27 protein-coding genes and 1 pseudogene are annotated in these 22788 nt (G+C 64.6%); 19 read left to right on the top strand and 9 right to left on the bottom strand.

The genetic code is table 11. The features are described from left to right. The first annotated feature begins 494 nt into the window (after window positions 1-494). On the top strand, window positions 495-1127 hold the full coding sequence (locus IE307_RS44900) for a hypothetical protein (protein WP_191305602.1): 633 nt from the start codon (window positions 495-497) through the stop codon (window positions 1125-1127). Window positions 1128-2140: 1013 nt separating this feature from the next. On the opposite strand, the gene IE307_RS44895 is transcribed toward IE307_RS44900, so the two are convergent. The 5 genes from IE307_RS44895 to IE307_RS44875 all read right to left on the bottom strand — a co-directional run bounded on the left by IE307_RS44895 (window position 2141) and on the right by IE307_RS44875 (window position 5074). Continuing rightward, entirely contained in the window at window positions 2141-2449 is a 309-nt protein-coding gene (locus IE307_RS44895; RefSeq protein ID WP_191305625.1) for a hypothetical protein, read from the bottom strand. Then, window positions 2449-2772: a hypothetical protein gene (locus IE307_RS44890; RefSeq protein WP_191305601.1), complete on the bottom strand. Its 324-nt coding sequence runs from the start codon at window positions 2770-2772 to the stop codon at window positions 2449-2451. Before IE307_RS44890 ends, IE307_RS44895 begins: the two co-directional genes overlap by 1 nt. Before the next feature lie 77 nt (window positions 2773-2849). Continuing rightward, window positions 2850-3692 (bottom strand): helix-turn-helix domain-containing protein, encoded by an 843-nt coding sequence (locus IE307_RS44885; protein ID WP_191305600.1) that lies wholly within the window; start codon window positions 3690-3692, stop codon window positions 2850-2852. Window positions 3693-3707: 15 nt separating this feature from the next. Further along, the gene (locus tag IE307_RS44880; protein WP_191305599.1) at window positions 3708-4130 is read right to left on the bottom strand and encodes a hypothetical protein; all 423 of its coding nucleotides are present in this window, start codon (window positions 4128-4130) and stop codon (window positions 3708-3710) included. Window positions 4131-4204: 74 nt separating this feature from the next. Further along, window positions 4205-5074, bottom strand: a complete 870-nt coding sequence (locus IE307_RS44875) for a helix-turn-helix domain-containing protein (RefSeq protein WP_191305598.1) — start codon at window positions 5072-5074, stop codon at window positions 4205-4207. Between the two features lie 209 nt (window positions 5075-5283). Between IE307_RS44875 and IE307_RS44870 the strand changes: the two genes are divergently transcribed. The 3 genes and pseudogenes from IE307_RS44870 to IE307_RS44855 all read left to right on the top strand — a co-directional run bounded on the left by IE307_RS44870 (window position 5284) and on the right by IE307_RS44855 (window position 7251). After that, window positions 5284-5475, top strand: coding sequence for a hypothetical protein (locus tag IE307_RS44870; RefSeq protein WP_191305597.1), 192 nt, complete (start codon window positions 5284-5286; stop codon window positions 5473-5475). 645 nt (window positions 5476-6120) lie between these two features. Next, window positions 6121-6981 (top strand): annotated as a pseudogene (locus IE307_RS47205) (helix-turn-helix domain-containing protein). 39 nt (window positions 6982-7020) lie between these two features. Continuing rightward, entirely contained in the window at window positions 7021-7251 is a 231-nt protein-coding gene (locus tag IE307_RS44855) for a DUF397 domain-containing protein (RefSeq protein WP_191305594.1), read from the top strand. Between the two features lie 69 nt (window positions 7252-7320). On the opposite strand, the gene IE307_RS44850 is transcribed toward IE307_RS44855, so the two are convergent. Both IE307_RS44850 and IE307_RS44845 read right to left on the bottom strand, forming a co-directional pair. Further along, complete coding sequence (locus IE307_RS44850; protein WP_229905655.1) at window positions 7321-7965, bottom strand: class I SAM-dependent methyltransferase; 645 nt, start codon at window positions 7963-7965, stop codon at window positions 7321-7323. Between the two features lie 33 nt (window positions 7966-7998). After that, window positions 7999-8442 carry a glycine-rich domain-containing protein gene (locus IE307_RS44845; RefSeq protein ID WP_191305593.1) on the bottom strand — a complete coding sequence of 148 codons (444 nt, stop codon included), beginning with the start codon at window positions 8440-8442 and terminating at the stop codon, window positions 7999-8001. A gap of 308 nt (window positions 8443-8750) precedes the next feature. Between IE307_RS44845 and IE307_RS44840 the strand changes: the two genes are divergently transcribed. After that, complete coding sequence (locus tag IE307_RS44840; protein ID WP_229905654.1) at window positions 8751-9764, top strand: hypothetical protein; 1014 nt, start codon at window positions 8751-8753, stop codon at window positions 9762-9764. A gap of 26 nt (window positions 9765-9790) precedes the next feature. After that, window positions 9791-10492, top strand: coding sequence for a glycosyltransferase family 25 protein (locus IE307_RS44835; protein ID WP_229905653.1), 702 nt, complete (start codon window positions 9791-9793; stop codon window positions 10490-10492). On the opposite strand, the gene IE307_RS44830 is transcribed toward IE307_RS44835, so the two are convergent. Beyond that, window positions 10489-11160 (bottom strand): DapH/DapD/GlmU-related protein, encoded by a 672-nt coding sequence (locus IE307_RS44830; RefSeq protein ID WP_191305591.1) that lies wholly within the window; start codon window positions 11158-11160, stop codon window positions 10489-10491. The two genes, IE307_RS44835 and IE307_RS44830, sit on opposite strands and share 4 nt — an antisense overlap. After that, on the bottom strand, window positions 11157-11948 hold the full coding sequence (locus tag IE307_RS44825) for an alpha/beta hydrolase (protein ID WP_229905652.1): 792 nt from the start codon (window positions 11946-11948) through the stop codon (window positions 11157-11159). Before IE307_RS44825 ends, IE307_RS44830 begins: the two co-directional genes overlap by 4 nt. A gap of 160 nt (window positions 11949-12108) precedes the next feature. Between IE307_RS44825 and IE307_RS44820 the strand changes: the two genes are divergently transcribed. The 13 genes from IE307_RS44820 (at window position 12109) to IE307_RS44760 (ending at window position 22776) form a co-directional block, all read left to right on the top strand. Next, window positions 12109-13179, top strand: a complete 1071-nt coding sequence (locus tag IE307_RS44820; RefSeq protein ID WP_191305590.1) for a GAF domain-containing protein — start codon at window positions 12109-12111, stop codon at window positions 13177-13179. Between the two features lie 29 nt (window positions 13180-13208). Then, on the top strand, window positions 13209-14054 hold the full coding sequence (locus tag IE307_RS44815) for an SDR family NAD(P)-dependent oxidoreductase (RefSeq protein ID WP_191305589.1): 846 nt from the start codon (window positions 13209-13211) through the stop codon (window positions 14052-14054). Between the two features lie 252 nt (window positions 14055-14306). Then, window positions 14307-14951 carry a prepilin peptidase gene (locus tag IE307_RS44810; protein ID WP_191305588.1) on the top strand — a complete coding sequence of 215 codons (645 nt, stop codon included), beginning with the start codon at window positions 14307-14309 and terminating at the stop codon, window positions 14949-14951. A gap of 237 nt (window positions 14952-15188) precedes the next feature. Continuing rightward, window positions 15189-15719: a hypothetical protein gene (locus IE307_RS44805; RefSeq protein WP_229905651.1), complete on the top strand. Its 531-nt coding sequence runs from the start codon at window positions 15189-15191 to the stop codon at window positions 15717-15719. A gap of 959 nt (window positions 15720-16678) precedes the next feature. Beyond that, window positions 16679-17359, top strand: coding sequence for a flagellar biosynthesis protein FlgA (locus IE307_RS44800; protein WP_191305587.1), 681 nt, complete (start codon window positions 16679-16681; stop codon window positions 17357-17359). After that, complete coding sequence (locus IE307_RS44795; protein WP_191305586.1) at window positions 17359-18150, top strand: MinD/ParA family ATP-binding protein; 792 nt, start codon at window positions 17359-17361, stop codon at window positions 18148-18150. The genes IE307_RS44800 and IE307_RS44795 overlap by 1 nt, the downstream gene beginning before the upstream one ends. Then, on the top strand, window positions 18147-19529 hold the full coding sequence (locus IE307_RS44790; protein ID WP_191305585.1) for a TadA family conjugal transfer-associated ATPase: 1383 nt from the start codon (window positions 18147-18149) through the stop codon (window positions 19527-19529). Before IE307_RS44795 ends, IE307_RS44790 begins: the two co-directional genes overlap by 4 nt. Next, on the top strand, window positions 19526-20404 hold the full coding sequence (locus tag IE307_RS44785) for a type II secretion system F family protein (protein WP_229905650.1): 879 nt from the start codon (window positions 19526-19528) through the stop codon (window positions 20402-20404). Before IE307_RS44790 ends, IE307_RS44785 begins: the two co-directional genes overlap by 4 nt. 92 nt (window positions 20405-20496) lie before the next feature. After that, window positions 20497-21294 (top strand): type II secretion system F family protein, encoded by a 798-nt coding sequence (locus IE307_RS44780; protein ID WP_229905649.1) that lies wholly within the window; start codon window positions 20497-20499, stop codon window positions 21292-21294. Between the two features lie 39 nt (window positions 21295-21333). Then, a complete protein-coding gene (locus tag IE307_RS44775) occupies window positions 21334-21522 on the top strand; it encodes a hypothetical protein (RefSeq protein WP_191305583.1) in 189 nt (62 codons plus the stop codon). Further along, entirely contained in the window at window positions 21522-21932 is a 411-nt protein-coding gene (locus tag IE307_RS44770) for a TadE/TadG family type IV pilus assembly protein (protein WP_308436456.1), read from the top strand. The genes IE307_RS44775 and IE307_RS44770 overlap by 1 nt, the downstream gene beginning before the upstream one ends. Next, a complete protein-coding gene (locus IE307_RS44765; RefSeq protein WP_308436455.1) occupies window positions 21929-22357 on the top strand; it encodes a TadE/TadG family type IV pilus assembly protein in 429 nt (142 codons plus the stop codon). The genes IE307_RS44770 and IE307_RS44765 overlap by 4 nt, the downstream gene beginning before the upstream one ends. Continuing rightward, the gene (locus IE307_RS44760) at window positions 22354-22776 is read left to right on the top strand and encodes a pilus assembly protein TadG-related protein (RefSeq protein ID WP_191305582.1); all 423 of its coding nucleotides are present in this window, start codon (window positions 22354-22356) and stop codon (window positions 22774-22776) included. The genes IE307_RS44765 and IE307_RS44760 overlap by 4 nt, the downstream gene beginning before the upstream one ends. Window positions 22777-22788 lie beyond the last annotated feature (12 nt).

Below are 22788 nucleotides of genomic sequence, written 5' to 3'. Positions count from 1 at the left end.
CCGACAGGCGCCGATGTCAGGCATACGGAGAGATACGGTCTGAGCACGACTTGACCAGTCGATGAAACAATTTGGCCCTTTCGACGGATGTGCGGGTATGCGTGCAGGATGGTGGGCCGTCTCGGGTGGCATCGGCGAGGTGCCGACTGCCCGCCTGCATCACCACCCAGCCCGTCACCGAACTTTCATCACAGCTCACTGGGCCGTGGAAGTGACCGTCGGGTCGCGATGCCGCCTGCGCACCGGTTTCTGGCCCGGTCAAAAGGACCTCCGCGCGCATCGCTGCAGCAGATCAAAAATTCTCACTGAGCGACTTCGGCAATATGAATGGATTTACTTTGGGCTGAATTGTTCTGACGCGTGATTTAGTCCTCGACAACCAGGCGCTCCAGGTCCAACTTGTCGTGGTTGAACCCTCTATCTGGTCGCTATTTGAGCCTATTCGACGTCCGATTCTTTCGTGAATCTCATTGCTGCGACGTGAGGAGTAATACGTGAACTCAAACTTAGACTTGGCAATCAAAGCACTCGCAGTACTGGTTGCGGTCATCACGTATCTTGGATCCAAGCATCGCGAGATGCTAATGCGAAGAGCTGAACTCGTACGTGGGTATACTAATGACTTATATTCGGATGCTGCCGTGGTGGACTTATTTATGGAAATTGATCGCAACGATATTCGAGACGTGCCGATCGCAGGGTCAGATAGGGAAGTTGTTCTCATTCGTCTGCTGGACCAAATGAACGCAATGGGGCACAACTGGAATCGAGGAGTACTAAAGCTCGAAGACATCTTCCCTACGACATTGGCTTACGCAGTCCTGCGGGTCTGGAAGAACCCCATCGTGCAAGAATATCTCCGCCACATCAAAAAGTCGGACGAAGAGAATTATGTGCCAGGCTCAGGCTTTCTCTACTTCGAAAAGTTGGCCGCCGCGATATCATCTCGCATCAAGCGGGAGAAGCTCTTTCGGAATATTGGCTCCGAAGTCAGAAACTGGCGTTCATGGTTAGGTATTGAACCTGTGCAAGATAAGGAATCGAACGGCAGCGCGAAGAAACCCTCGTTCTCTGCTTCGGAGTCTGAAAGTATTGACCGAAATAAGCATGACGCACCACCGACATGAAATGGCGGATCGACGCCCATCATTGGTAATGTCAGCCGCGCCGATCGTTGACAGTCACGAGGAAGTCAGCACTGCGTCGACCGATATATTGCCTGCAACGTCCTGCTGCTCAATCGGGGATTGTGGCACCGGCTGACATCGCATCGGGATCAAGCAAGCCACAGACCTTTGAGATGCCCGCTTGCGCCGGACCGGACCCACATGTGACCGTCGTCTGCGTATGAAATGGCCACGCGTCGGCCGAGCACGAGCACCTCAGTCACCGGTTGATCAACCCTGACGTCACGACGTGGCCGGCGACATCGATGTTCCTCAGTCCTCCAACTCCAGGTGCCGCAGCGACGTGAGTGCCTCGACCTGATGCAGCACCGTCCGGGCCCCGGACATGTTGGTGCGGAGGAAATCGAGCGGCGGCAGCGGACCGACCACCTGGGACAGCTGCGGTGTGGTGTACGAAGTGTACGAAGTGTACGAAGTGACCCACACTTCCGACACGGCGGTGTCGTCGGCGAGCGGGGTGGCCGGGACCTGCCGTCGTCGTTGTCGATCACGAGCGACGTCAGGTGTGTCACGAGTGGCGCGGGCAGTGTCGGCGACTCAAGGTTCACAAGGTCCAGCAGAAAAGGCGGGCAGCACCGCCTTGTGCGGATGGGCTGGCGTCGGGCACAGGGCGAGGCTGCGCCTCGCGTCATGTCCCTAGGTCACGGCGAGCGTCCCCACGGGATCCGACCGGCGCTGACCTCGGCGTAATGATCGCTCTGTGGCCGCCACGCAAACGGCCTGTCGAACCAGATTTGCCGATAGTCCAGCCCGTCCGCCGATGATCAGGTCGAACTCGTTTGCGCCAGCGCTCAACGTCGTGAGTACAGGCGCGTCCGGCACGGGCGCGCCTGGTGGGCGAAGTGGAGTCAGGACGGGCCGCTTGCACACCCAGCCTGGCGTGGACTGCGTTCGGAACGCAATCCGTCCAACGCTGTGATTCCTCATGGTCGACGACCGAAGTTCTGTAGTGCCTACTCGCGCTCGCGAAGGACGTGAAATGGCAACAGCTGGTCGACGAGGGACAGCTTGTCGCGCCGGCCGTCGGCGTAACCGATCTCGTAGTTGACGACGCCGAGCCAGTCACCTTCGACGCTGGGAATGCGGCCGTGCAGCCGACCTCTCACTTCGCCGGTCAAGTCCAGGCCTGTCGCGATGACGCGCCTCGCCGCGCCAGGCTCTCGGGCGAACAACCTGTCCAGGCTGACCCCGACACCGGTCAGCACAGGTCGCCGACCGTGGACCTCGTCGCCCTCCCAAACAGTGAACGGGGTGTTGAGCATCATGAAGTCTTGTCCCAAGACGAAGCCGCCTGCGCTCGGCGGAGTGCGAGCTGGTGGTAGAGCTCGTCGGAGAGTTCGGCACGTTCCGGAGCGGGTGCGGTGGCGGTCAGCCGCCAGGTGTCGTCGACGCCGTCGTTCGAGCAGGCCAAGCAGCTGATGTGGGCCTCGCCGTCGTGCACGACCGCTCGCAGCTGGAGATGACCGAGGAAGTGCCGGCCGAGCTTGCACCGTGCGGGCAACAGAGCCACGGGCCGCCCGGTTGTGTCGTACCTGTACGTCAGGCTGCCGTCCATTTGGGACGGTTCGAGAAGGTGCCGATCCATGGCGCGAGAATCTATCACTGATCTCGCACACATGTTCGATTGGACGCGTGCGGCATCGCCAGTGGCGGACAGATCGGCTACAGGCTTGCAGCTGCTTCGGCGATGAGCTCAGTTGACTGTCCCTCCTCGAGGGCCAGCTTCCACAACGCGGAGAACCTGGCTGCGACCTCCTCCACCTGCTCACGGTTTTCGACGTATTCGGAGCGCAGGAACGTCTCCGTATACACGATGTCGTCGTGCTGTCGATGGGGGAAGCTCAGCCATGCGAAAGGACAACCCATCGCGGGATAGGCCCCTGCGCAGTGTGGAACGACTCGAACACTCACATCCGGCTGCTCGCTCACCTCCATCAGGTGGAGTAGCTGGGCCCTCATCACCCGCGGTCCACCCACTACCTGCCGCAGCACGGTCTCGGGGAACACTGCCTCGACCTTGAGTGGATCTTTGCCAGTCACCCGTGACGCCCAGGCGTGTCGCAATCGCGCAACTGGCGCGGTGCGCACGAGGTTGTCCTGATGCGCGGTTGCGGCCGTGTAGTCGCGGAGCTGAAAGATGGTCGGGATCGTGTCGGTGGTGAAAGCTCGCAGCGACGTCGCTTCGGCGACGAGGAGAGGAAGGTCCTCCGCTGGATCGAAGATCTTGCCCTCAACTGTGCCGTTCTGCCTCAGCATTGCCGCGCGTTCGGCTTGGCGCAGGACGAGCTGCCACTCAAGGATCGGCACCTTGTACACATAGCCCAGCGCCACGATGTCGAGCGGCGCGGAGGGCTGCATCGCATTCTCCATCTGCGACAGTTTGGCGCTGCTGAAGCCGGCGCGAGACCCGGCTTCGACGAGGCTTAGTCCGCGCTCTCCTCGCCAGGCTTCAAGCCTCCTCCCCACAGCCCGTTCGAGTGCCGTGGCACGGAAGTCCTTCGACATGACCACCCGTCCAGCTCACGAGGTGGAGGCGCCCCGGGCGCCCTCGCCGGCTACGGGGGTGCTCTCATTCGTTGCTGCGACGTACAACCCGGCGTACAGCGAGTTTTCTCGCCATTGCAGAAGTCTCACGTGATCGAGCAGGAAGATTCCGATGATTTCCAGAACTGCGATGAGCGCGCACGCCACCCAGTCCAGCGAAGCGGTCGTCCAGAGGAAGCCCCAGATGCCGCCCACCACAAGCACCATCAAGCTCACGATCATTCCCGGCCGAGGAATCTGGCTCGGTCCGAATCCGATGAGCTTGTCGACCTCAGCCTGTACTGCTCGGCGGGTCATACGCTTCTGATGGCGTCCCTTGTGCATTGCGTTGTTCAGCTGTGCTGCCACGGAGTTGATGGCGGCGCCTTGCAACGTATGGGTCTCAGTCTTGATCTTCATTCTGTGCACCTCACAGTCTGGAGCGGTCGTCTGTTGGCCAGGAAGAACCCTTGAGGTCGAGAGAACCGGTCGCCCTAACTGCCTGATGCCGGTAGCCCACCATCGCCGTCCTGCAGGAGGCGCACGATCAGGTCCACGGACTCGCTCTCCTCCAAGCTGACCGCGTGCAGTTGTCGGACGACAGACTCATAACCTGTGACCGCTTGCGTTGCCTCGACGAAGAGGCTGGAGTTCTCGGTCTCCGTCCACACCATGGGCAGGTATGCGGGCTCGTGGAAGTTGAGCAGCGTGAACGGCCCGGCCATGCCAGGGTGCGCACGAGCTGCCTTCGGCACGACCCGGACCGTGATCTTGGACCAGGTCGCCATGTGTTTGAGGCGATGCAGTTGCGAGAGATGCTCTTCGGGCTCGCCGAGCTGGAGGTCCAGGGCGAGCTCGTGGATGTAGAAGGTGCATCGGAGATCATTGCTGAGCGACAGCTGCATCTCCTGCAACGCTTGCAGCCGTTCATCCAGCTCCTCTTCGGGGATGGTGGCCGATGCTCGCAACATCGCGCGTGCGTACTCCGGCGTCTGGAGAAGCAGCGGTATTGCGTGCGAGTGCCAGCTGATCAGAGTCTTCGCCGCTGCAACGTGGTCGTGGGCCGTACGTGATCGGATCGGCGCGCAGTAGCCGTGCTGCTGCCACCAGCCCTCGAGATCGATGGCAGGAAACAACTCGAGAAGGCGGTCGCGTTCAGTCGCGGGTACTCGGCAGGCGCTCAGTGCCATCGCGACCTCGGTCAGGGTGACGCCGCCCTTGCCGGTCTTCATGTCGGAGACCTTCGCTTCCTGCCACCCCATCACCCCGGCGAACTGCTGACCGTTCATCCCCGTCCGCGCGATGGCTTCCCGTACGCCCTCACCGAACTCGCGGCCGCGCACAGTGGAGTACCTCTTGGGCATGGTTCTTTCCTTGCTCGTTGGAAGAACGAAGAGACTTGAAGTCGTGGTCAGGCTGCAGTCGACTCCTGCAACCTGTGTCTCCGAGGAGTCCAAAGCGTGCGGTCGCGAGTTGTTGCAGTGGCTGCTCCGACAGCGAGATGGACCTTGAGCACCATTCGGCACGGAGCAGGCACTCTGCGCCAGAACGGCCCGCTGCGGCACTTCCGGCAGTGGCCGTCGTCGTCCGGAAGGTGCTCGTCGGCAAGTTCGCGCAGCGCGGCCACCAGGCCGGGGACCTCTCGGCGCATGATCGGCAGAGCGGACTCGGCGTCGCCGTCGACGGCGACCTGCTCCAGCAGAGCCAGGTGGGCCTCGAAGCGCTCACGCAGTTCGTTGAACAAGACGTGGTTGCCCATCGCTGATTCCCCTCCTTGCTAACTCGCGCGACGTGAGTGCTTCTCGATCACGTCGCTGCGATCGGTCACGACCTGGGCCGAGGTCGAGAAAGAGCCACCCCGACTGCGCTGCGAAACGCGCGGAGTCCCGCATCCGCGGCGTTGACTTCCCTGCAGTCCAAGGCGGACGTGACGACCACCGCCGCCCGCGCGAGTACTGATGCCTCCGCGAGGGCCAGTTCCACCACGACCCGAACCGTTCTTGCCGGGTGTGCCATGTGCACGCCTCTTCTCATCGAAAGAGCCGGGCTTGACCGAAGAAGCAGCGCCACGGCCGGCCATGGGGATTGACCGTGCCGTGGCGCGCCCGCTCGCCGGTGTCGGATAGCGGCAACGCCGTACCGCCGAGGAACAGGAGCCGGCAACGACACACCCTGTTCCTGGCTCACCGCTCGCCGGCGAACGCTTGTGAAGCAGTGAAGCCCGCTCTTCTCAGCTTGATATCAGTGATCGTCTGGCGTGCCCCACTGCATAGGCCCAGCTGTTGTGTTGTCGAGATGGACAGTACAGTCTGATATCAGAGTATGATAATGCCCCGTTCTGGTGAACGAAGGACTGCTACTCTCCGTAGCGTCTTGCTTGGATTCGGTGTTCAGTTCAGGAGATGTGTGCATGACGCCCGTGGAGATGCCGGCCTTCATCCACAACATCCAGTGCGGTCGGCTGCTCGAGACGCTGCGTGGTGAGACCACCCAGCGCGAGGTCGCTGGAGCGTGCGGCTGGAGTCAGCCGACGCAGGTTGATCTGGAGCGCGGTCAGAAGCTGTTCACGGCCGAGATCCTCGAGAAGCTCAAGGCGGCGCTCGGCGGTGATGCCGAGATCTGGGAGCAGATCGCCCGGCATGCCGAGCTCGGCGCTGTACAGGTGGCGAAGACCGACCTTCGCTGGAAGTTCAAGAGCGAGCCGATGCGCAAGCTGGTCGACATGGAGCGCACGGCCTCAGTGATCCGTTGCAAGGCGAGCATGTTGCTGCCCGGCATGCTCCAGACTGTCGAGTTGATGCACTACCTCATGGAGGTCGCAGGAGTCGCTGCTGAGGAGATCGATCGACTGATCGATCTTCGCGTCCGACGCCAGGAGGCGCTCCTGGACACATCGCGGCGGTTCGAGTTCATCATCGATCAGGCCGCACTCGCACGTGTAAGCCTCATCTCGGACACCTCGGGCACATGGGCAGGGCAGCTCACTCGGCTGGCCGAGGTCGCGATGCTTCCCAACGTGCACATCAAGTAGGTGCCGTTCAGCCACGGGTTCTACCTGGCGCAGGAGAGCGACTACCACCTGGTCTCATATGAAGCTGATCCTGAGTTGAACCTCGTCTACGTTGAGCGCTACGACGAGCAGGCGGTCCTGCATGCGCCGAAGATCGTGAAGAAGTACCAAGACCTGTGGATGGCACAGGAGGAGGTCGCGCTTGGGTCGGATCAGGCAGCGGCCTTTCTCGCGTTCGTTGGCGGACCGCGGCCGTCGTGACGATTGGTGACGGCAACGGCGGAAGGTCCGGCTTACGAGATGAACGAGCCAACAGCAACGTCCGATATCAGGTTCTCGACCTGGTTCAAGTCCTCCTACAGCCAGCCGAGTGAGAGCGCGTGCGTCGAGATCAGGTTCGGAGCTGGTCACACCGGCGTTCGTGACTCCAAGGCGCCTGGCAGCGGCCAGTTGGAGTTCCGCGGGGGCGCGTGGTTTCAGTTCACGACCTGGTTGATCGACGGACGTCAGTCCGGGCCGGCCAACCTCTGACGACCCGGCCACGCATGCGGGCCAGGCTCCTCTCATGAGGAACCTGGCCCGTGGACGTTCTGGTCCGGGTCAACCCGAAGGCATTGTGGCGCTAACCAGCAACGTCCCGGGAAGGTCTGCGTTCGGAGGCGGCACGATCTCGAAGGTGGCGGTGGCAAAACCTGCGGCGAGCAGCGAGTCCACCCAGCGCTGCCCTGCGAGGTTCCACTTCCTGATCGGACGTTCTCGCTCGCCGGCGTTGCCGGGCTGGTCGTTGTGGGAGAACACCAACCGCCCGCCCGGAGCGAGCCGTTGGTGGACCAGGGGGAGAAGCACTGCCGGGTCGGTGAACCAGGTGGCCCCGAAGATCGAGATGACGACGTCGAAGTGATCTTCTGACGCCCTGAGGTAGTCCACCGCGTCCTGGGTGACGAACTGCAAACCGGCGCCGCGGCCCCAGCGCTGCTCGGCGACCGCTCCACGCGAGGGGGCGATGTCCACGCCCGTGCAGCGGGCGCCGAGCGTTGCCAGATGGGCGAGGTTGGAACCGGATCCTGACCCCAACTCGAGAACCCGTTTGCCGCTCACGTCACCGAGGATCGTCTCGTCGGGTCCGTGGTCCGGGTACTGGGTCCAGTTCAGCCACGTGGTCGCGCCGGCGGCGTTGGTGGCTCGGCGGGGCGTTGCCCTGGTGGCGAACTGCTCCCAGGCCAGGGCAGGGGTGATCTCTCGCAAGGTTCCTCGATCTGGTTCAGCGGGATTCAGTTGCTACTTGGGGCTGTCGTGGCAGCCGGCGTAGCACTGGTTGCAGTCCAGGTCCGTGGCCTGCCACAGCTCATGATCCAGGTGGAAGCCCGCGTTCCGGACGGCTTGGATCGTGCCTCGCAACACCTTCGCCTCGCCGCCGCGCTCTTCGTCCAGCAGAGGAACGTGGTGGATGTATCTGCCAGCGTAGGTCTGGCAGAACTCGATGTAGCGCGGGGTGTCCAACACGAACGTGTGAACGCCGAGATCGACGGCGGCTGTGGGACCCATCGGTGTCCCGGGGTTCTCGGCGGACGCCACGAGGTAGGCGAGAGTCTGGCCGAACGTGCGCTCGGCCAGCTCGAGCCCCATGTCGTGGTCGCGCATGATCAGCTTGACCAACCGCTCCCAGACGTCCTGTGAGACGAGAGTTCGTGGGTCACGGAGGCCAACTGCGATTGCGGTCATGCGACGGTCCTTTCTCGGGTTTCTCCAGGTCCTGCTCGCCCTGCGTAGTCGAGGATGGTGTCGGCCCCAGAGATCCACCAGGCCTCGCATTGCCCGTGTTCCTGGTCAACGAGCTGGCCACATGGTCATATCCTGGACAGGTGGTGTCCGTGCAATCACTGTCCGCAGCTTCTCTGCGGGAGAGCCTGCTCCGTCTTCGCAAGGGACCCGCCCTGGCGCGTCCGACCTCGGTGCTGACCGCGTTGACGCCGGAGGTTCGTGCTCACCTCGGTGCCCCTGGCCGAGCCCTGCCAGGATCCACCGAAGAGGTGAGCGAACTCGTCGCCGCCATCGAGCGCGGGGTTGCCCAGCTGTCGGCCGATCAGCGGGCTCACGCTGAGGTGGACTTCAACCTCGACGACGAGCACGAGCACCCGACGCTGACCGAACGGCAGGAGTCATTGGCGCAGAAGCTGGGATGCGCAGCCAAGACCGTACGCAGACACGCTGATCAGGCTCTGGAGACGCTGATCTACGTGCTGCTGGCAGACCAGCAAGCAATCGCTGGGCAATCGGTGAAGCGGCGGCAAACGGCGCCAGGATCGGGACTGCTCACCTTCTGGCGTTTGACCGCGGGGGCGCGCGTCGACATCGTGTGTTCTGAGATCCCGGAGGACGAGCGTCCCGAGTACGCGGCGCCGTCTGATCGGAACTACCTCCGCTACGCGAAGTTCGCGGACCTCGACACCCTGATCTACCTCCGCACCCGGTTCGCTCAGCTGAGCCCGGACGTGAACGTTCGCGACTTCGCGCCGTCCGAGTACTACGACACCCAGTCCGACGTTCTGTGTGTGGTCGGAGGGCCGCCGTGGAACGCGACTTTCCGTGAATTCCTCCCGATGCTCCCGTTCCACTTCGAGCCGCATCCGCTGGGTGAGGACGACCCGCTTGTCCTGCCCGCCCTCGGTTTGATGATCGGCCCGCACTGGACGGCGAAGCAGGAACTCCTGCAGGACCTTGCCGTTCTCACCCGGCTCACTCTCGCGAACGGCACAACGGTCTTCCTGTTCGGTGGCTGTCTCACACTCGGCGTTCTTGGCGCCGCGCGATGTCTGCTCGAACCGGACCGCGGATCGCGCAGCGCCGGCTACATCACTGACCTCATCGGTTTGGACGACTTCGTGCTCGTGGTCGAAGCACGCCGAGTGGGTGGCTTGATCGACCTCCCGGACCTGAGCGCGGTCGAGCCGCTGTTGCTCCTCGCTCGCGCGGCGAACGAACCCTTCACCGCCGTTGTCGACAACACCAGTCGCTATCCGGCCACAAGCCGCACTTCGTCGTGATCACTCCGGCGGACCTTCGGTGCTACGTGGTCAACCTGCCTCGTCGGCTCGATCGTCGTTCGTGGATCGAGCAGGCTTTGCCCACCGAACTCGCGGTCACCTTCACCTCGGACTTGAACGGCCCGTTCGACGGTCGAAGCCTCACCCACGAGGCCCTGGACGCGGCCGGCCACCAGCTCTTCTCCTGGCAGATCGAATCAGACAACCCCTGGTGGAACAGGCCTCTGAAGTACGGGGAGATCGGTTGCACGCTGGCACATCTGGCCTGCTGGCGTGATGCGGCCGATCACGGTGACGAGCCGTACGTGGTGGTACTGGAAGACGATGCTGTCGTGCCGGCCGGCTTCCTGACCGATCTCCTCGATGGCCTGGACCGTCTGGAACAGGCTCGTTCCGACTTCGACCTGCTGTACCTCGGCCGTTTCCCCCTCGAACCGGATCGCGAGGCTGCGCCGGGATTCGTGGTTCCTGGTTACAGCCATTGCACATTCGGCTATCTGCTGACGCGCAAGGCACTGCACATGCTGCTTGTGGCCAAGTTGGATCACGCGATCGTGCCGGTGGACGAGTTCCTGCCGGCGCAGTACATCGATCACCCGCGTGGGGACCTGCGCGCGCGTTTTCCCAAGAGGCTCGCAGCCTTGGCCTTCGAGCCGCCGCTGGTGCACCAACGGCCGAAGGATGAGGCAGGCAGTGACACCGAGGACTCGGAGTTCGTTGTCGCTTAGGCCTTTCCGGGTGCGGTGGTACGCCAATGCGCGATGAGGCCCTGCAGACGTCTCCCCGTCCACTGGTCGGCGGGCGTGTGCTCGTTCACGCCGGTCACGATGTGCTCCGGCGGCACGTCCTTCGTCACGATCGCGCCGGCGGCGACGTAGCTGCGCGGACCGATTCGAACTCCGCCAACGACGCGGGCTCCGAACGCGACGACCGTGTCGGCTTCGATCACCGGCGGTTCCTCGTCGACCTCCCACCAGTCTTGGTGAGGTCGCGTGTACTCGTGCAGCAGCTCGCCCATCACGGTGGACCGATCCCCGATCCGTGTGCCATCGCAGACGAAACCGGCGACGACCGCGTTCGCGCCGATCGTCACGCGGTCGCAGACGAAGGCGCCGTAGACGATGCGAGTCCCGGCTCCGACGGTGCTGTCGTAGCCGATGCGCACGCGGTCTTCGAGCACACAGTCGTCACCGACCTTCACACCTTCGTAGAGCACGACCTGGTTCGCCAGCTGGCACCGCTCGCCGACGACCACGCGGGAACCGACCAGTGGCGAACCGGGCAGCTTCTGCTCTGCGCTGATGCGCGCTTCCTTCGGGTAGCCAAGCGTGCAGTGAGCTCCTACCACTGAGGTCTCACCGATGCTGACCGGCGCGTAGAGGGATTCGATGTTCACTCAGCGCCCAGCTTTCCGCTCAGCAGCCAGTCGACCGTCACCTTGATCGCCTCGTCTTCGCGCTCGCGCGAGTCGAACCCATGATCTGAACCGGCAATGGTGTGGAAGTCGCAGTTTGCCCGCGCGGCTGCTGCATCGCGGGCTACCTCGTAGGAGACGTAACTGTCCCGGTCACCGTGCACCACCAAAGCGGGGCGACCGTCACGAACGAAGTCCTGCACCGGCTGGTACCGGCTGAACTCGGCGAACATGACGCGGCCGAGCCGGAACTCACCGTCGATGAGGAGAAAGCCGCGGGTCCGCAGGTGCGCCTGCTGATCAACGCTGAAGTTCTCTTCACCCCACGGCAGTTCCGGCTCCACGAAGGTCCGGTGGAGATCGAGCACGGGGTTCCAGAGAACGATTCGTTCGACCTCCTGCTGGATCCACGGCAGCGAAAGCGACGTGGAGACCGCGCCGAAGCTCGCCGCAATGATCGCCAAGGGGCCGGGAAGCGCCTGGAGGGCATGCTCGATTGCGGCCTGAAGATCGAGCATCTCACCCGCGATCGTCGTGCCCGCCTGCGTGCCACCGCTGTTGCCGTGGCCGCGGTAGCTGAACCTGAGCGAGTCGAAGCCGTTGTCGGCCAACTTCTCGGCCAGCCGCACGAACATGCCGCCCTCATCCAGGTCGACTGTGATGCCGTGCGCCAGCACCACAGTTCCTCGGGAGTTGTCCGAGGCCCGGTGAAGTGCGGCTTCGAGGTGCACGCCATCGAGAGAGGCGAGATGCACGCGCTGCATGTTCATGAGGCGACCGTAGCGAACACCATGCTCTGGCCGTGGTGGTGATCGCTCGACCTGAGGTTCTGTGCCATCAATGAAATGATTCACTCGAATGAATGAATTGGGTGCCGCTTCCTCAGGATCTTGGAGGGGCTCCAAGCGGAGATCTCATGACGGAGATACGGTGCTTGAGCAGGCCTATCTTCGACCGGGGGACGGAGCGGTGGCGGCCGACTGGCTGTTGATCGAGACTTTCGGTGGCGCTCGACGCGAACCGACGGTGCTGGCTGCCGGGAGCAGTCCGAAGAACATGGTGTCGATTCGATCCGTTCTCGGACGTGGTCCTTTCCTGTTCGACGTGCTGGGTGTAATTGCGCGTGTAGTGGACAGTCACGCGTCGGTTGAAGCTCGCACGAACACCGGCAAGCGTCGCGTCATCGCGCATCCACTGCTCTCGTACAACGCCCTAGTCCACGGCGCCCATGTGTGGGTGGGGCCAATCGAAGAGGAGCCACCGGCGCGTGACCCCGCAGGCGCCTGGCACATCAACCTCACCCAGCACGTCAGCAGCAGGTCCGACGACCTGCTGGAGCTGTACGGGACCAGGCCGGACAAGTGGCAGAACGAGCACGACCTGGCTGAGCTCTTCGCCTATCAGCGCCTACAGACGAATTCGGACGAGGCGAAGGCACTGGCGTTGATCGTCAACGCGAGAGTCGGCGCTGAGCACCTGGCCACCTGGACGGTGAACCGCGACGACGGTGTTCGGCGTGCAGTGCACTTCGCGTGCCGCTGCGTTGAGGTGAAAGCGCCCAACGGACGCGTTGAACTCGTCGTCCGGGGAATCACCCACGACATCGGGCCGGCAGAGAGCGTGCCGGCCGCGCCTCCGCCGATACCGATCCTCCTCGCGCAGCAGGTTCTTGCCGCTGAAGCGACGCCTGGGCGGTGGCGGGCGATCGTGGATCTGCGGACGATGCGGTTGCTGAAGTGGCTTGACAACCCCATGCCAGGAGTGGCGTGGACACTCAGTGGACCGCAGCGCCCGGCCGTTCACCGAGGCGACCTGCACAGTGCCGTCCGACTGTCCAACGACCTCGCGGCCAGTGGGCGGGCCGAGGGCATCTTGCGGCTCCGTGCAGAGGACGGTGGCTGGATGGACGTAGCTGTATCTGCAGCGCTGATGGCGTTGGATCAGCACACCACCGCAGCGCTGGTCACCCTGACCGTGCCTGAACGTGGGAAGGTCGGCTGAGTCGCCGGTCGCGGGGAGGGTGCTGATTCGTGGGCTGCTTCGAGGACAAGGTTGCGGTGATCACCGGTGCCGGCGGCGGGATCGGACGCGCGCTGGCGGTTGAACTCGCCCGACGTGGGGCTCGGCTCGCACTGCTCGATCGAGATGCCGTCGCTCTGGGGGAGGCCTCCGAGCTGTGCGAGGCGCAGGGAGCGCGGGTCCTGGCGCACGTCGTCGACGTGACCGACTGGGAAGCGATGCAGACCGTCGCGACTGTGATCAGCTCCGAGTTCGGCGGCGTCGACTCCTTGTTCGCTGCCGCCGGGATCATCCACCGCGGCAGCCTGCTCGACTCCGACGTCGCGGACGTGGAGCGCGTCATGTCGGTGAACTGGCGAGGGCTCATGTACACCATCAAGGCGCACCTTCCACATCTCGTCGAATCGACGGACGGACGGATCGTGACGTTCTCGAGTGCGTTCGGTCTGATCGCGACCCCCAAGTACACGGCGTACAACTCGTCGAAGTTCGCTGTCCGCGGCTTCAGCGAGGCGTTGCGCCAGGAGCTATCAGCCTCTCGTAGCGGGGTTTCGGTGACATGCGTGTTTCCAGGAGGGGTTCGGACATCGATCGTCCGCAACGGACTCTTCGCGAAGACCGAGAACCGCGACGCCGTGATCCGCGGCTTTGAGAAGCGTGTCGCCCGGACTGATCCCGATGCGGCGGCAAAGATCATCCTCAGCGGAGCTGAGCGTCGTCGCGCACGGGTCTTCGTCGGTGCGGATGCTCGTATGGTCGCTGTGCTTGCTCGCCTGCTCGGCGGTCACTACCAAGACGTGGTTCCCGCTGTGGGGCGCTTGTTCGCACGTGGGCGAGGACGTTCTGACCGCCGATGACCCGGATCAGTGACATCGGTTGACGTGATCGGTGCCACTGCTTAGGCTGGTCCAATCGGAGCATTCCGATTGGGTTGGCTTTGTCGCTATCGAGCTGATCCCTGAAACGCAGTGGTGAGGCAGCCGTGCGCTGGCCTCGAACGCGATCGGGGATCCACATGTCTCGGCAGACATCTTTCAGCAGCAACCACCTTCTGACGTCTCGTGGTGTCTTGCTGCACGTGCCTCTCGGCTATTCACCTGCGGGAGGTCATGATCATCATGTTGTTGTCCTACTTGTTGCTCGGCATCATCTCGGGGCCGATGGTGGTGCTGACCGGCTTCGCGATCGCGCGGCGCGAGCCGGTGTCGTGGCAGGTGTGCGGTTCGGTTGGCTGGCCGACTTTGCTTGCTGCAAGCGTCTTTCTGGGATCTGTGCTGATCTGTGCGGTACATGCCGTCCCGCGCTCGGCAGGATTGGTCGCTTGGCTGGTGATCATCGGTTTGGTGCTCGCTCTGGTCGACTGGACCTGCCAGAGGCTGCCGCACTTCCTCGTTGGAACGTTGTTCGCGGGCGGCTTCATCCAGATGAGCCTGATGGCAATCGCTGTTCGCGATGCCGTACCGCTGCTCAGAGCCGGAGGTGCTGCGGCACTGGCGTTCGTGGTCGGACTGCTCGTCTACGTGATTTCTGGCGGTGGGTTGGGTTTTGGCGACGTCACGCTCGTTACCGCTCTATCCCTGTTGCTGGGATGGCACGGCTGGCCGTATGTCGCTTTAGGACTGCTATCGGGCCTCGCCGGAGCAGGAGTCGCGACGCAGGCTCTGCTTTTGATGAAGCGAATCCGCCCTCGAGAACCGATCGCTCTAGGTCCTGCGCTCCTCCTCGGCGCGCTCTTCTCGATCTTGCAAGCCTGAAGGAGGTTGCGTGATGTGTCTTCCGCTTCCGGAGCCGGATCCCGTCATCGCCTATGAGGCACCAAGAGCACTCCATCGCGCTTGCGCGACCTTCGTTCTGATCACGCAGCTGACGCTCGCTGACGAACTTCGCCCGGAGATCGCCTTCAAGCCGGGCACCCTGGTCGAGGTGGCCCCTGTCGCCCCACGCGGGGCCGCCTCGACATCCCCGTTCATCTTCCCGTACTGGATGCCGCGATGAAGACGAAGATGCTGGTGATTGCGGGAAGTGCGCTCGTCGTGCTGAGCGGATGCGATCGGAGCTCGGATCCGGGAATGTCCCTGCAACAGGGGACTTCTGTCGGGCAGCTGACGGACTCCGCGCGCGACAGCGCGGTCACCGCCTACCGGGCGATGTGGAACGTCTTCGCCGATGTGGGTGTCGCCTCGGACCCGAATTCTCCTCTGCTCGGGAGGCACGCCAACGGCGCTGCACTGGACAAGCTGAAGCGAAGTCTGCAGTCGGACCGGGAGAACGGCTTCGTCAGCAAGGGAAAACCCCTCCTCGACCCGATGGTGTCGGCAGCTGAGCCGCACGACGATCCAAAGAAGATCACGATCACCGACTGCGGCGACTCGACGAACTGGCTAAAGCACCACAAGGACAGCGGACTGCATGCGGACAACGCTCTCGGAGGTCGGCGACTCATCAAAGCCGTGGTCGACAAGCAGCCGGACGGCGTTTGGAAAGTGTCCGACTATGCCGTTCACGAGATCGGGAGTTGTTGAGACATGGCGCATCCAACCGTGCTCGTGGCACTTGCCGCGGCGACTTTCGTCGCAGCTTCTCCACCGGTCGTGGCGGGCGATGCCTGGGGAGCGACCACCTGCAGTCAAGAACCCTCGCCCTTGTGCAACGTCACTGCGGGAACACGGCCGAACGGGTCCCTCAACAACGGTCAGCGGCCGGTGAACGGCCAGGGCCAGGCCGGCGACGACCTCTTCGCATGCCGGTACGTTCCTGCCGGTCCGCGTCCTGGACAGGAGACTCCGAAGGAGCCAGGCGGTTGGTTCATGCTGCTGTGCTCGCCTGACGGCAAGGACCCCGACTCCCGTGGACCGATCTGGGTTCCTGCAGGGGCCGCGGCCCCTTCGCCGCTCACTCCCGAACAGGTGGCGCAGATCGCCCGAAAGCAGCTGCGCCTACCGGCACCGAAGATCATGGCGAGTCCTGCGGGCGATCAGTTGGTCAATCTCCACACCTGGATGTGGCTGGATCGGGGTAGCTGGCGCGACATCTCGGCGACGGCGTCTGTGCCCGGTGTGTCCGTGACGGCTGTCGCGCGTCCTACTTCGGCGACATGGGTGATGGGCGACGGAAGCTCGGTGACCTGCGTCGGGGCCGGGAGTTCGTTCCCTGTCGGCGGTGACCCCACGAGCGCCTCGCCGGACTGCGGACACACCTATCGGACTTCGTCGGCAGGGCGGCCGGCTGAGGCTTTCCCCGTAGCCGTGACCGTGCTGTGGGCTGTGACCTGGTCCGGTGCAGGGCAAGGCGGGACGTTCCCGAACCTGTCGACCAGTGCTTCGGCCGCGTTTCGAGTGGCTGAGAGCCAGGGGATCACCACCGGCTGATCCCCGAACATCCGCCCGCTGAGGGCGGCTCACCGAACACCATCCGTCAACCCGAGGCGCGTCGAACTGCTCAACCGACGCGTCGCGATGACGCCGTGCCCGAGGGGGCTTGAATGACTGCGACCACAAATCCACCGTTGACCTCTTCCTCGCGCTGGACCACGAAAGGTGGAAAGCCTCCAACTCGTTGGAGCAACCGTCGCCGGCGAGTTCCGCATCTCGTCCTGGGGCTCATGTTGGTTCCCGCCTGTGCTGTCGGTGGGGCGCTCCTGGCGACCGAGCTGGGGGAGCGGGAGAACGTGCTGGTGCTCGCTCGGCCGGTCGAAGTCGGTCATGTCCTTGCCGTGCAGGACCTTCGTCAGATCGCACTGGCCGCAGACGTACAGGCTGGCTCCATCGCCGCCTCGGCCGCGCCGACAGTGCTCGGGCAGCCGTTGGCGTTCAGCCTGCCTGAAGGCTCACTCGTGACTCGGTCGGTGCTCGGTGCCTCGCAGGTTCCCGAACAGGGCAAGTCGATCGCGGCGGTCGGCCTCAAACCGGGGCAGTTCCCGTCGGGCCTGTCGCCGGGCACGACGGTCGCGGTCCTGTTGGCACCAGGACAGGGATCGTCGCCCGCTGCTGTCCCCGAGGCGGCGACGAAGTCGTGGACCGCTGTGGTGGTCGCCGTTTCCGGAGGCCAGAGCGAACCGCTGACGGTGGTCTCGCTGCAAATGTCCGAATCGGACGGACGAGAGCTGTCGTCGGCTCCGGCCGGACAGCTGAACCTGCTCGTGATCGCGGGAGGGAACCGCTGATGCTCATCGCCATCTGTTCGTTGAAGGGCTCTCCTGGCGTCACCACCCTCACAGTCGCGCTGGGCGCCCGGTGGACGGGCCCGGAGATCCCGATCGTGGTGGAAGCCGACCCCGCAGGCGGCGATCTGCTGACCCGATTTCGGTTGAACGCCGCCCCATCCGTGGTCGGGCTGGCCGCGTCGACTCGCGTCCGCGGCAACGCCGAGCCCGACCAGCTCGCGCGTCATGCGCAGTTCCTTCCCGGCGGGCTTCGCGTGGTGCCAGGTCCGGTCGGATCGGAGCAATCTCGTGCGGCACTGAGCCTGCTGGCTTCAGGTCCTTCGCCGTTGCGCATTGCGGGCGACCGGGTGGACACCGTCGTCCTCGTCGACTGCGGAAGAGTCGATCCCGACTCGCCGGCGCTGGCTCTGATCCGCGCCGCGGACGCGATGCTGCTGCTCGCGCGGCCGCGCGACGAAGAACTCGCCCACGTCGCGCTGAAACTCGAGTCGGCTCAGCGATGGTCTCGGCGGCCGTGCTTCGTCCTGACAGGGCCAGGCTCTCCCGCCGCGCGCGTAGCCGGTGAGCTGCGCATCCCAGTTATGGCGCACATCCCGCACGACGTGAAGGGCGCGGAAGCCCTTTGCGGTCGCGGGGGAATTCGCAACGGCCCGAGCAGGTCTCCGCTCGGGCGTGCCGCGGCCAAGCTCGCGTTCAGCATCCGGACAAGCGTGATCCAGACGGCTTCTCGCCTCGCGCCGCAGTCCGGCGAATCCGACCTCCGTCTGGTTCAGGGTGGAGCTCCGTCATGACCAGGCCGAGCTTCAGCGGACCGGCCGAGTTGCCCCATGAGACCGCTTCCGAAGCGGCGGTTGACCGGCTACGCCGACACCTGCGCAGCTCGCTGTCCGAACAGCTGAGACAGCGCATTCGCGACGACGAGGCGGCCGGGCGTCCGTCGATGGACGTGCAGCAGCGAAGGCGGCTCGCTGAAGCGATCCTCACCGACGCCGCCGAGGCACACGCACGCGCTGAACTCCACAACACCGCGGCCGGCGGAATGCTGGTGACGCCTGATGTCGAGCAACGGCTGATCGAGCAGGTGCTCGACGAGGTCTTCGGCTTGGCCGGACTCGAGCCGCTGCTGGCGGACCACGAGATCGAGAACATCAACATCAACGGTGACCGTGTGTTCGTCAGGTGTGCAGACGGAACTCGCAAGCGTTTGCCGCAGATCGTCGCCTCCGACGGCGAGTTGATCGACCTCATCCGCGACCTCGCGGCCCGGTCAGGTGTGGAGGAACGGAGGTTCGACCGCGGCTCTCCGATCGTGAACTTCCAGTTGCCGGGCGGTGAGCGCGTGTCGGCTGTCATGGCCGTCACCACCCGGCCGTCCGTGTCGATCCGAAGGCACCGCTTCTCGAACGTCGACCTGGCGCAGCTCCGGGAACTCGGAACCATCGACCTCGCGCTGGAGAGCTTCCTGGCGGCCCTCGTGCGGGCAAAACGCAACGTCCTGGTCACCGGGGGCACGTCCATCGGCAAGACCACGATGCTTCGGGGCCTCGCCTCCGCCATCCCGCCGTGGGAGCGACTGGTCACCATCGAGGACGTCTTCGAGCTCGGCCTCGACGAGAACGGCGCTCTGCACCCGGACGTCGTCGCCCTGCAGGCACGCGAGCCCAACATCGAGGGCCAAGGGGGGATCTCGATGTCGGACCTGGTCTGGCAATCGCTGAGGATGAGCCCGGACCGGGTCATCGTCGGAGAGGTCCGCGGTCCGGAGGTCATCCCGCTGACCAACGCGATGTCCATGGGCAACGACGGCTCGATGGGCACCCTGCACTCCAGCTCCAGCGGGGGTGCGTTCACCAAGCTCGCCGCTTACGCCGTTCAGGGGCGCGAGCGGTTGCCGATCGAAGCGACCAACCTGCTCGTCGCCACGGCTCTGCACTTCGTCGTGCACCTCGACAAGCCCCGAGATGACGGCAGCAGACGCGTTGTGTCGTCCGTGAGAGAGGTGATCGGGGCCGAGGGGGCTCAGGTCATCAGCAACGAGTGCTGGCGTCCTGGTCCGGACCGGCGTGCGGTCCCGGCCGCTCCGTTGCGCACCGACACGCTCGAGCTGCTCGTCGAGATGGGCTACGACCCGGGCCTGACTGAGCGGCGCGACGGGTGGTGGACGCCGTGAGCGCGACCTCGATCTTGTCCGGCCTGCTCGGTGCAGGGATGGCGATTGGCGTCCTGCTCGTGGGAGCTGGGTTGCGGGGTGAGACTGCGAACCCGGCGACGTGGCCGCGCCGGCAAGGACTGCGGTCGGCACGGTTCGATCGCAAGACCTCCGGCCGCCTGGCGATGGGGATGGTCGTCGGCCTCGGTGTCGGCCTGATCACCGGCTGGGCCGTGGGCGGCCTCCTGGGCGTGCTGGCCGTTCTCGGACTGCCGCGGATCCTCGGATCTGACGTCGACCACCAACGTCAACTCGACCGCATCGAGGCGATCGCCGGCTGGACGGAGATGTTGCGCGACACGCTCGTCGCCGCGGCCGGCCTCGAGCAGGCGATCCTCGCCACCGCTCCAACCTGCCCGGAACCGATCCGCGGCGAGGTCACCGAACTCGCGGCAAGGCTGGAAGGTGGCGAACGCCTGGCGCCGGCACTCCGCGACCTCGCTGACCAGTTGCAAGATCCCACCGCGGACCTGGTCGTCTCCGCGCTCGTCCTGGCTTCCGAGCACCAAGCTCGTCAGCTCGCGGACCTGCTCGGCGAACTCGCGATCGAAGCTCGCGAACAGGCCACGATGAGGATGCGCGTCAACGCAGGTCGCGCACGCACCAGGACGAGCGTGCGGGTCATCGTCGGGACGACCCTCTTGTTCGCGGGCGGCCTGGTGGCTTTCAACCGCGACTACCTCAGCCCGTTCGACTCGGTGTCCGGCCAGCTCGTTCTGCTGCTCGTCGGCGCACTGTTCGTGACGGCATTCGCGTGGCTGACGAAGATCTCGCGGTTCCGTGAACCAGAGCGCTTCCTCACCGAGCTCGGTGTCAGCGAAGGCGTGACGACATGATCAGCATGGCGTTGTGGGGCGCTGGAGCAGGGGTTGGGCTGTGGATGCTCGCGGCGTACGTGTTTCCGTCACGACCTTCACTTCGAGCCCTGGTGGACCAGCTGCAGGCCCAGCCGGCGCCTGCCCCGATCCTCGCCCCGAGTTCCGGCGGCTGGGCACTCAGCATCGGCGGGCCGTTCGTGACCGTCCTGACGGCGATGGGCTTGCCCGGCAGGACGATCCGGCGTGACCTCGCCGTCGTCGGCAAGAGCATCGATCACCACCTTGCGGAGAAGGTGATCTTCGCACTGACCGGGATGCTCCTGCCTTCGCTCATCCATCTGGCACTCGTGCTCGCCGGTACCGGACTCGGCTGGGTAGTCCCGTTCGCCATCGGCTCTCTGTTCTTCGTCGGCGGTTTCCTCCTGCCGGATCTGCATGTCCACCAGGAGGCTGAACGGCGCCGGTCGACGTTCCGGCACGCTTTGTCCGCCTACCTGAACCTCATCCGAGTCCTGCTGGCAGGTGGGGCCGGAGTCGACGGCGCGTTGAACTTCGCAGTCGGTATCGGCAAGGGCTGGGCATTCGACCAGCTCCGCCACGCGCTCGTCACCGCGAAGCTCACGCGCACCACCCCTTGGTCGGCATTGCGTCAGCTCGGCACGGAACTCAGCGTGCAGCAGCTCGTTGAGCTCGCCGCTTCCGTGAGCCTCGCCGGCACTGAAGGAGCTCGTGTTCGAGCCAGTCTCGCGGCCAAGGCCACAAGCCTGCGCACCAGGGAGCTAGCTCTCATCGAGGGCGAGGCGCAGGCGGCGAGCGAACGGATGAGCGTTCCGGTGGTGGTCCTGTGCTCGGGGTTTCTGATCTTCATCGGCTTCCCGGCGATCGCAAACGTGCTGGGAGGCCTGTGAAAGGCCCAAACAGTGACTCAACGAAGTGAGGAGATGTCGATGTCCATTGAGATGCAGATCCTTGTTGTCTACTTGCAGGCCGGTCTGGAAAGGATCCGTCGCGACGACCGCGGCTACTCGACCGAGTTCGTCGTCGGCACCGCACTGCTGGTGTCCGCGACGATCGCGGCGGTCGCGTTCATCGTCGCCAAGATCATCCAGAAGGCCCAGAGCATTCCGATCGAGTGATGACGATGCCTCAGGTCATTCGAGGAGTTTGCCGGGACCAGAGGGGGAGCGGCACGGCTGAGCTCGTGATCGTCATGCCGGTGCTGCTCCTGCTGTTCGTCCTGATCGCGCAGTTCGCGCTGTACATGCATGCGGCTCACATCGCTCAAACCGCTGCAGCGCAGGGGCTGTCAGCGGCCCGCGTCGCCGGTGGAAGTCCAGGTGCCGGCACCGCGGAGAGCCAGCGGGTGCTCGCACAGCTTGGTGGCGGACCGCTTCGCGGGACCTCCGTACATGTGCAACGCAGTGCCGATCAGGCGTCCGTGCAGGTACGAGGAGAGGTGGTCAGCGTGGTTCCGCTCGTCTCCCTGGCTGTTCACGCCGAAGCTGTCGGCCCGGTCGAGAAGTTCTCTCCGGCGGTGTCGCCGTGACGTCGACCCGTGTGTGGCGAGAGGACCGGGGTTCGGCAGCGGCTGAACTGACCTTGGTCGCCCCGCTGATGGTTCTCCTGGTGCTGTTCGTGGTCTTCTGTGGACGCTTGGCGGCAACGCAGGTGCGGATGAACGATGTCGCTCACCAGGCTGCTCGTGCCGCGACTTCGGCTCGAACGCCGACGCAAGCCGAAGTCGCTGCACGAGCTACCGCGGCGGCATCGCTGGCTGCTGCCGGCATCACCTGCCGGTCGTTGACCGTGTCCGTCGCCTCCGCCGGTCTCCGTCCAGGCAGCACGGTGACCGTGACGGTCTCCTGCACGGTCGCCCTCGAGGACGTGGCCGCGCTCGGCGTGCCGGGCAGTCGCATCATCAGCTGCAGCTTCTCCTCGGTCGTTGACGTGTGGCGGGGAGGCGGGTCATGACGCTGATAGGCCGTCTACGAGACGACCAGCACGGTCGAGTCACCGCGTACGTGGTCATCACGACGGTTGCCGCCCTGGCGTTCGGCGGACTCGTTCTCGACGGCGGACTCGCGCTCGCCGCCAAGGTGCGGGCGATGGGACAGGCACAGGAAGCGGCGCGAGCCGGAGCGCAAGAAATCGATCTGGCCGCGTATCGCGCTGACGGCACCTTGAGGCTGGATCCCGGCCGGGCGTCCGGCGCCGCTCAGATCCACCTCGCCTCCGCAGGCCAGGTCGGGACTGTGTCGGTCAGATTCAACACCGTCAGCGTGACCGTGACCATCAGCCACCACACACAACTCCTCAAGCTCGTCGCCGTCGACACGATCACAGTGACGGCACGCGGTGAAGCCCGACCCCGACGCGGGATCTCCTCGTAGAAAGGAAGTTCG

The sequence above is a fragment of the Lentzea cavernae genome (assembly GCF_014653695.1).
Lineage (GTDB): Bacteria > Actinomycetota > Actinomycetes > Mycobacteriales > Pseudonocardiaceae > Lentzea > Lentzea cavernae.
Note: the sequence above shows the minus strand (reverse complement) of the source record. Positions and strands in the feature narration are given on the sequence as shown.

Excerpts from the sequence above, each read along its gene's own strand:
- IE307_RS44895 (WP_191305625.1), bottom strand. The coding sequence starts at position 2,449 with ATGCTCAACACCCCGTTCACTGTTTGGGAGGGCGACGAGGTCCACGGT.
- IE307_RS44890 (WP_191305601.1), bottom strand. The coding sequence starts at position 2,772 with ATGGATCGGCACCTTCTCGAACCGTCCCAAATGGACGGCAGCCTGACG.
- IE307_RS44885 (WP_191305600.1), bottom strand. The coding sequence starts at position 3,692 with ATGTCGAAGGACTTCCGTGCCACGGCACTCGAACGGGCTGTGGGGAGG.
- IE307_RS44880 (WP_191305599.1), bottom strand. The coding sequence starts at position 4,130 with ATGAAGATCAAGACTGAGACCCATACGTTGCAAGGCGCCGCCATCAAC.
- IE307_RS44875 (WP_191305598.1), bottom strand. The coding sequence starts at position 5,074 with ATGCCCAAGAGGTACTCCACTGTGCGCGGCCGCGAGTTCGGTGAGGGC.
- IE307_RS44855 (WP_191305594.1), top strand. The coding sequence starts at position 7,021 with ATGAACGAGCCAACAGCAACGTCCGATATCAGGTTCTCGACCTGGTTC.
- IE307_RS44845 (WP_191305593.1), bottom strand. The coding sequence starts at position 8,442 with ATGACCGCAATCGCAGTTGGCCTCCGTGACCCACGAACTCTCGTCTCA.
- IE307_RS44825 (WP_229905652.1), bottom strand. The coding sequence starts at position 11,948 with ATGAACATGCAGCGCGTGCATCTCGCCTCTCTCGATGGCGTGCACCTC.
- IE307_RS44810 (WP_191305588.1), top strand. The coding sequence starts at position 14,307 with ATGATCATCATGTTGTTGTCCTACTTGTTGCTCGGCATCATCTCGGGG.
- IE307_RS44805 (WP_229905651.1), top strand. The coding sequence starts at position 15,189 with ATGAAGACGAAGATGCTGGTGATTGCGGGAAGTGCGCTCGTCGTGCTG.
- IE307_RS44800 (WP_191305587.1), top strand. The coding sequence starts at position 16,679 with ATGACTGCGACCACAAATCCACCGTTGACCTCTTCCTCGCGCTGGACC.
- IE307_RS44795 (WP_191305586.1), top strand. The coding sequence starts at position 17,359 with ATGCTCATCGCCATCTGTTCGTTGAAGGGCTCTCCTGGCGTCACCACC.
- IE307_RS44790 (WP_191305585.1), top strand. The coding sequence starts at position 18,147 with ATGACCAGGCCGAGCTTCAGCGGACCGGCCGAGTTGCCCCATGAGACC.
- IE307_RS44775 (WP_191305583.1), top strand. The coding sequence starts at position 21,334 with ATGTCCATTGAGATGCAGATCCTTGTTGTCTACTTGCAGGCCGGTCTG.
- IE307_RS44770 (WP_308436456.1), top strand. The coding sequence starts at position 21,522 with ATGACGATGCCTCAGGTCATTCGAGGAGTTTGCCGGGACCAGAGGGGG.
- IE307_RS44760 (WP_191305582.1), top strand. The coding sequence starts at position 22,354 with ATGACGCTGATAGGCCGTCTACGAGACGACCAGCACGGTCGAGTCACC.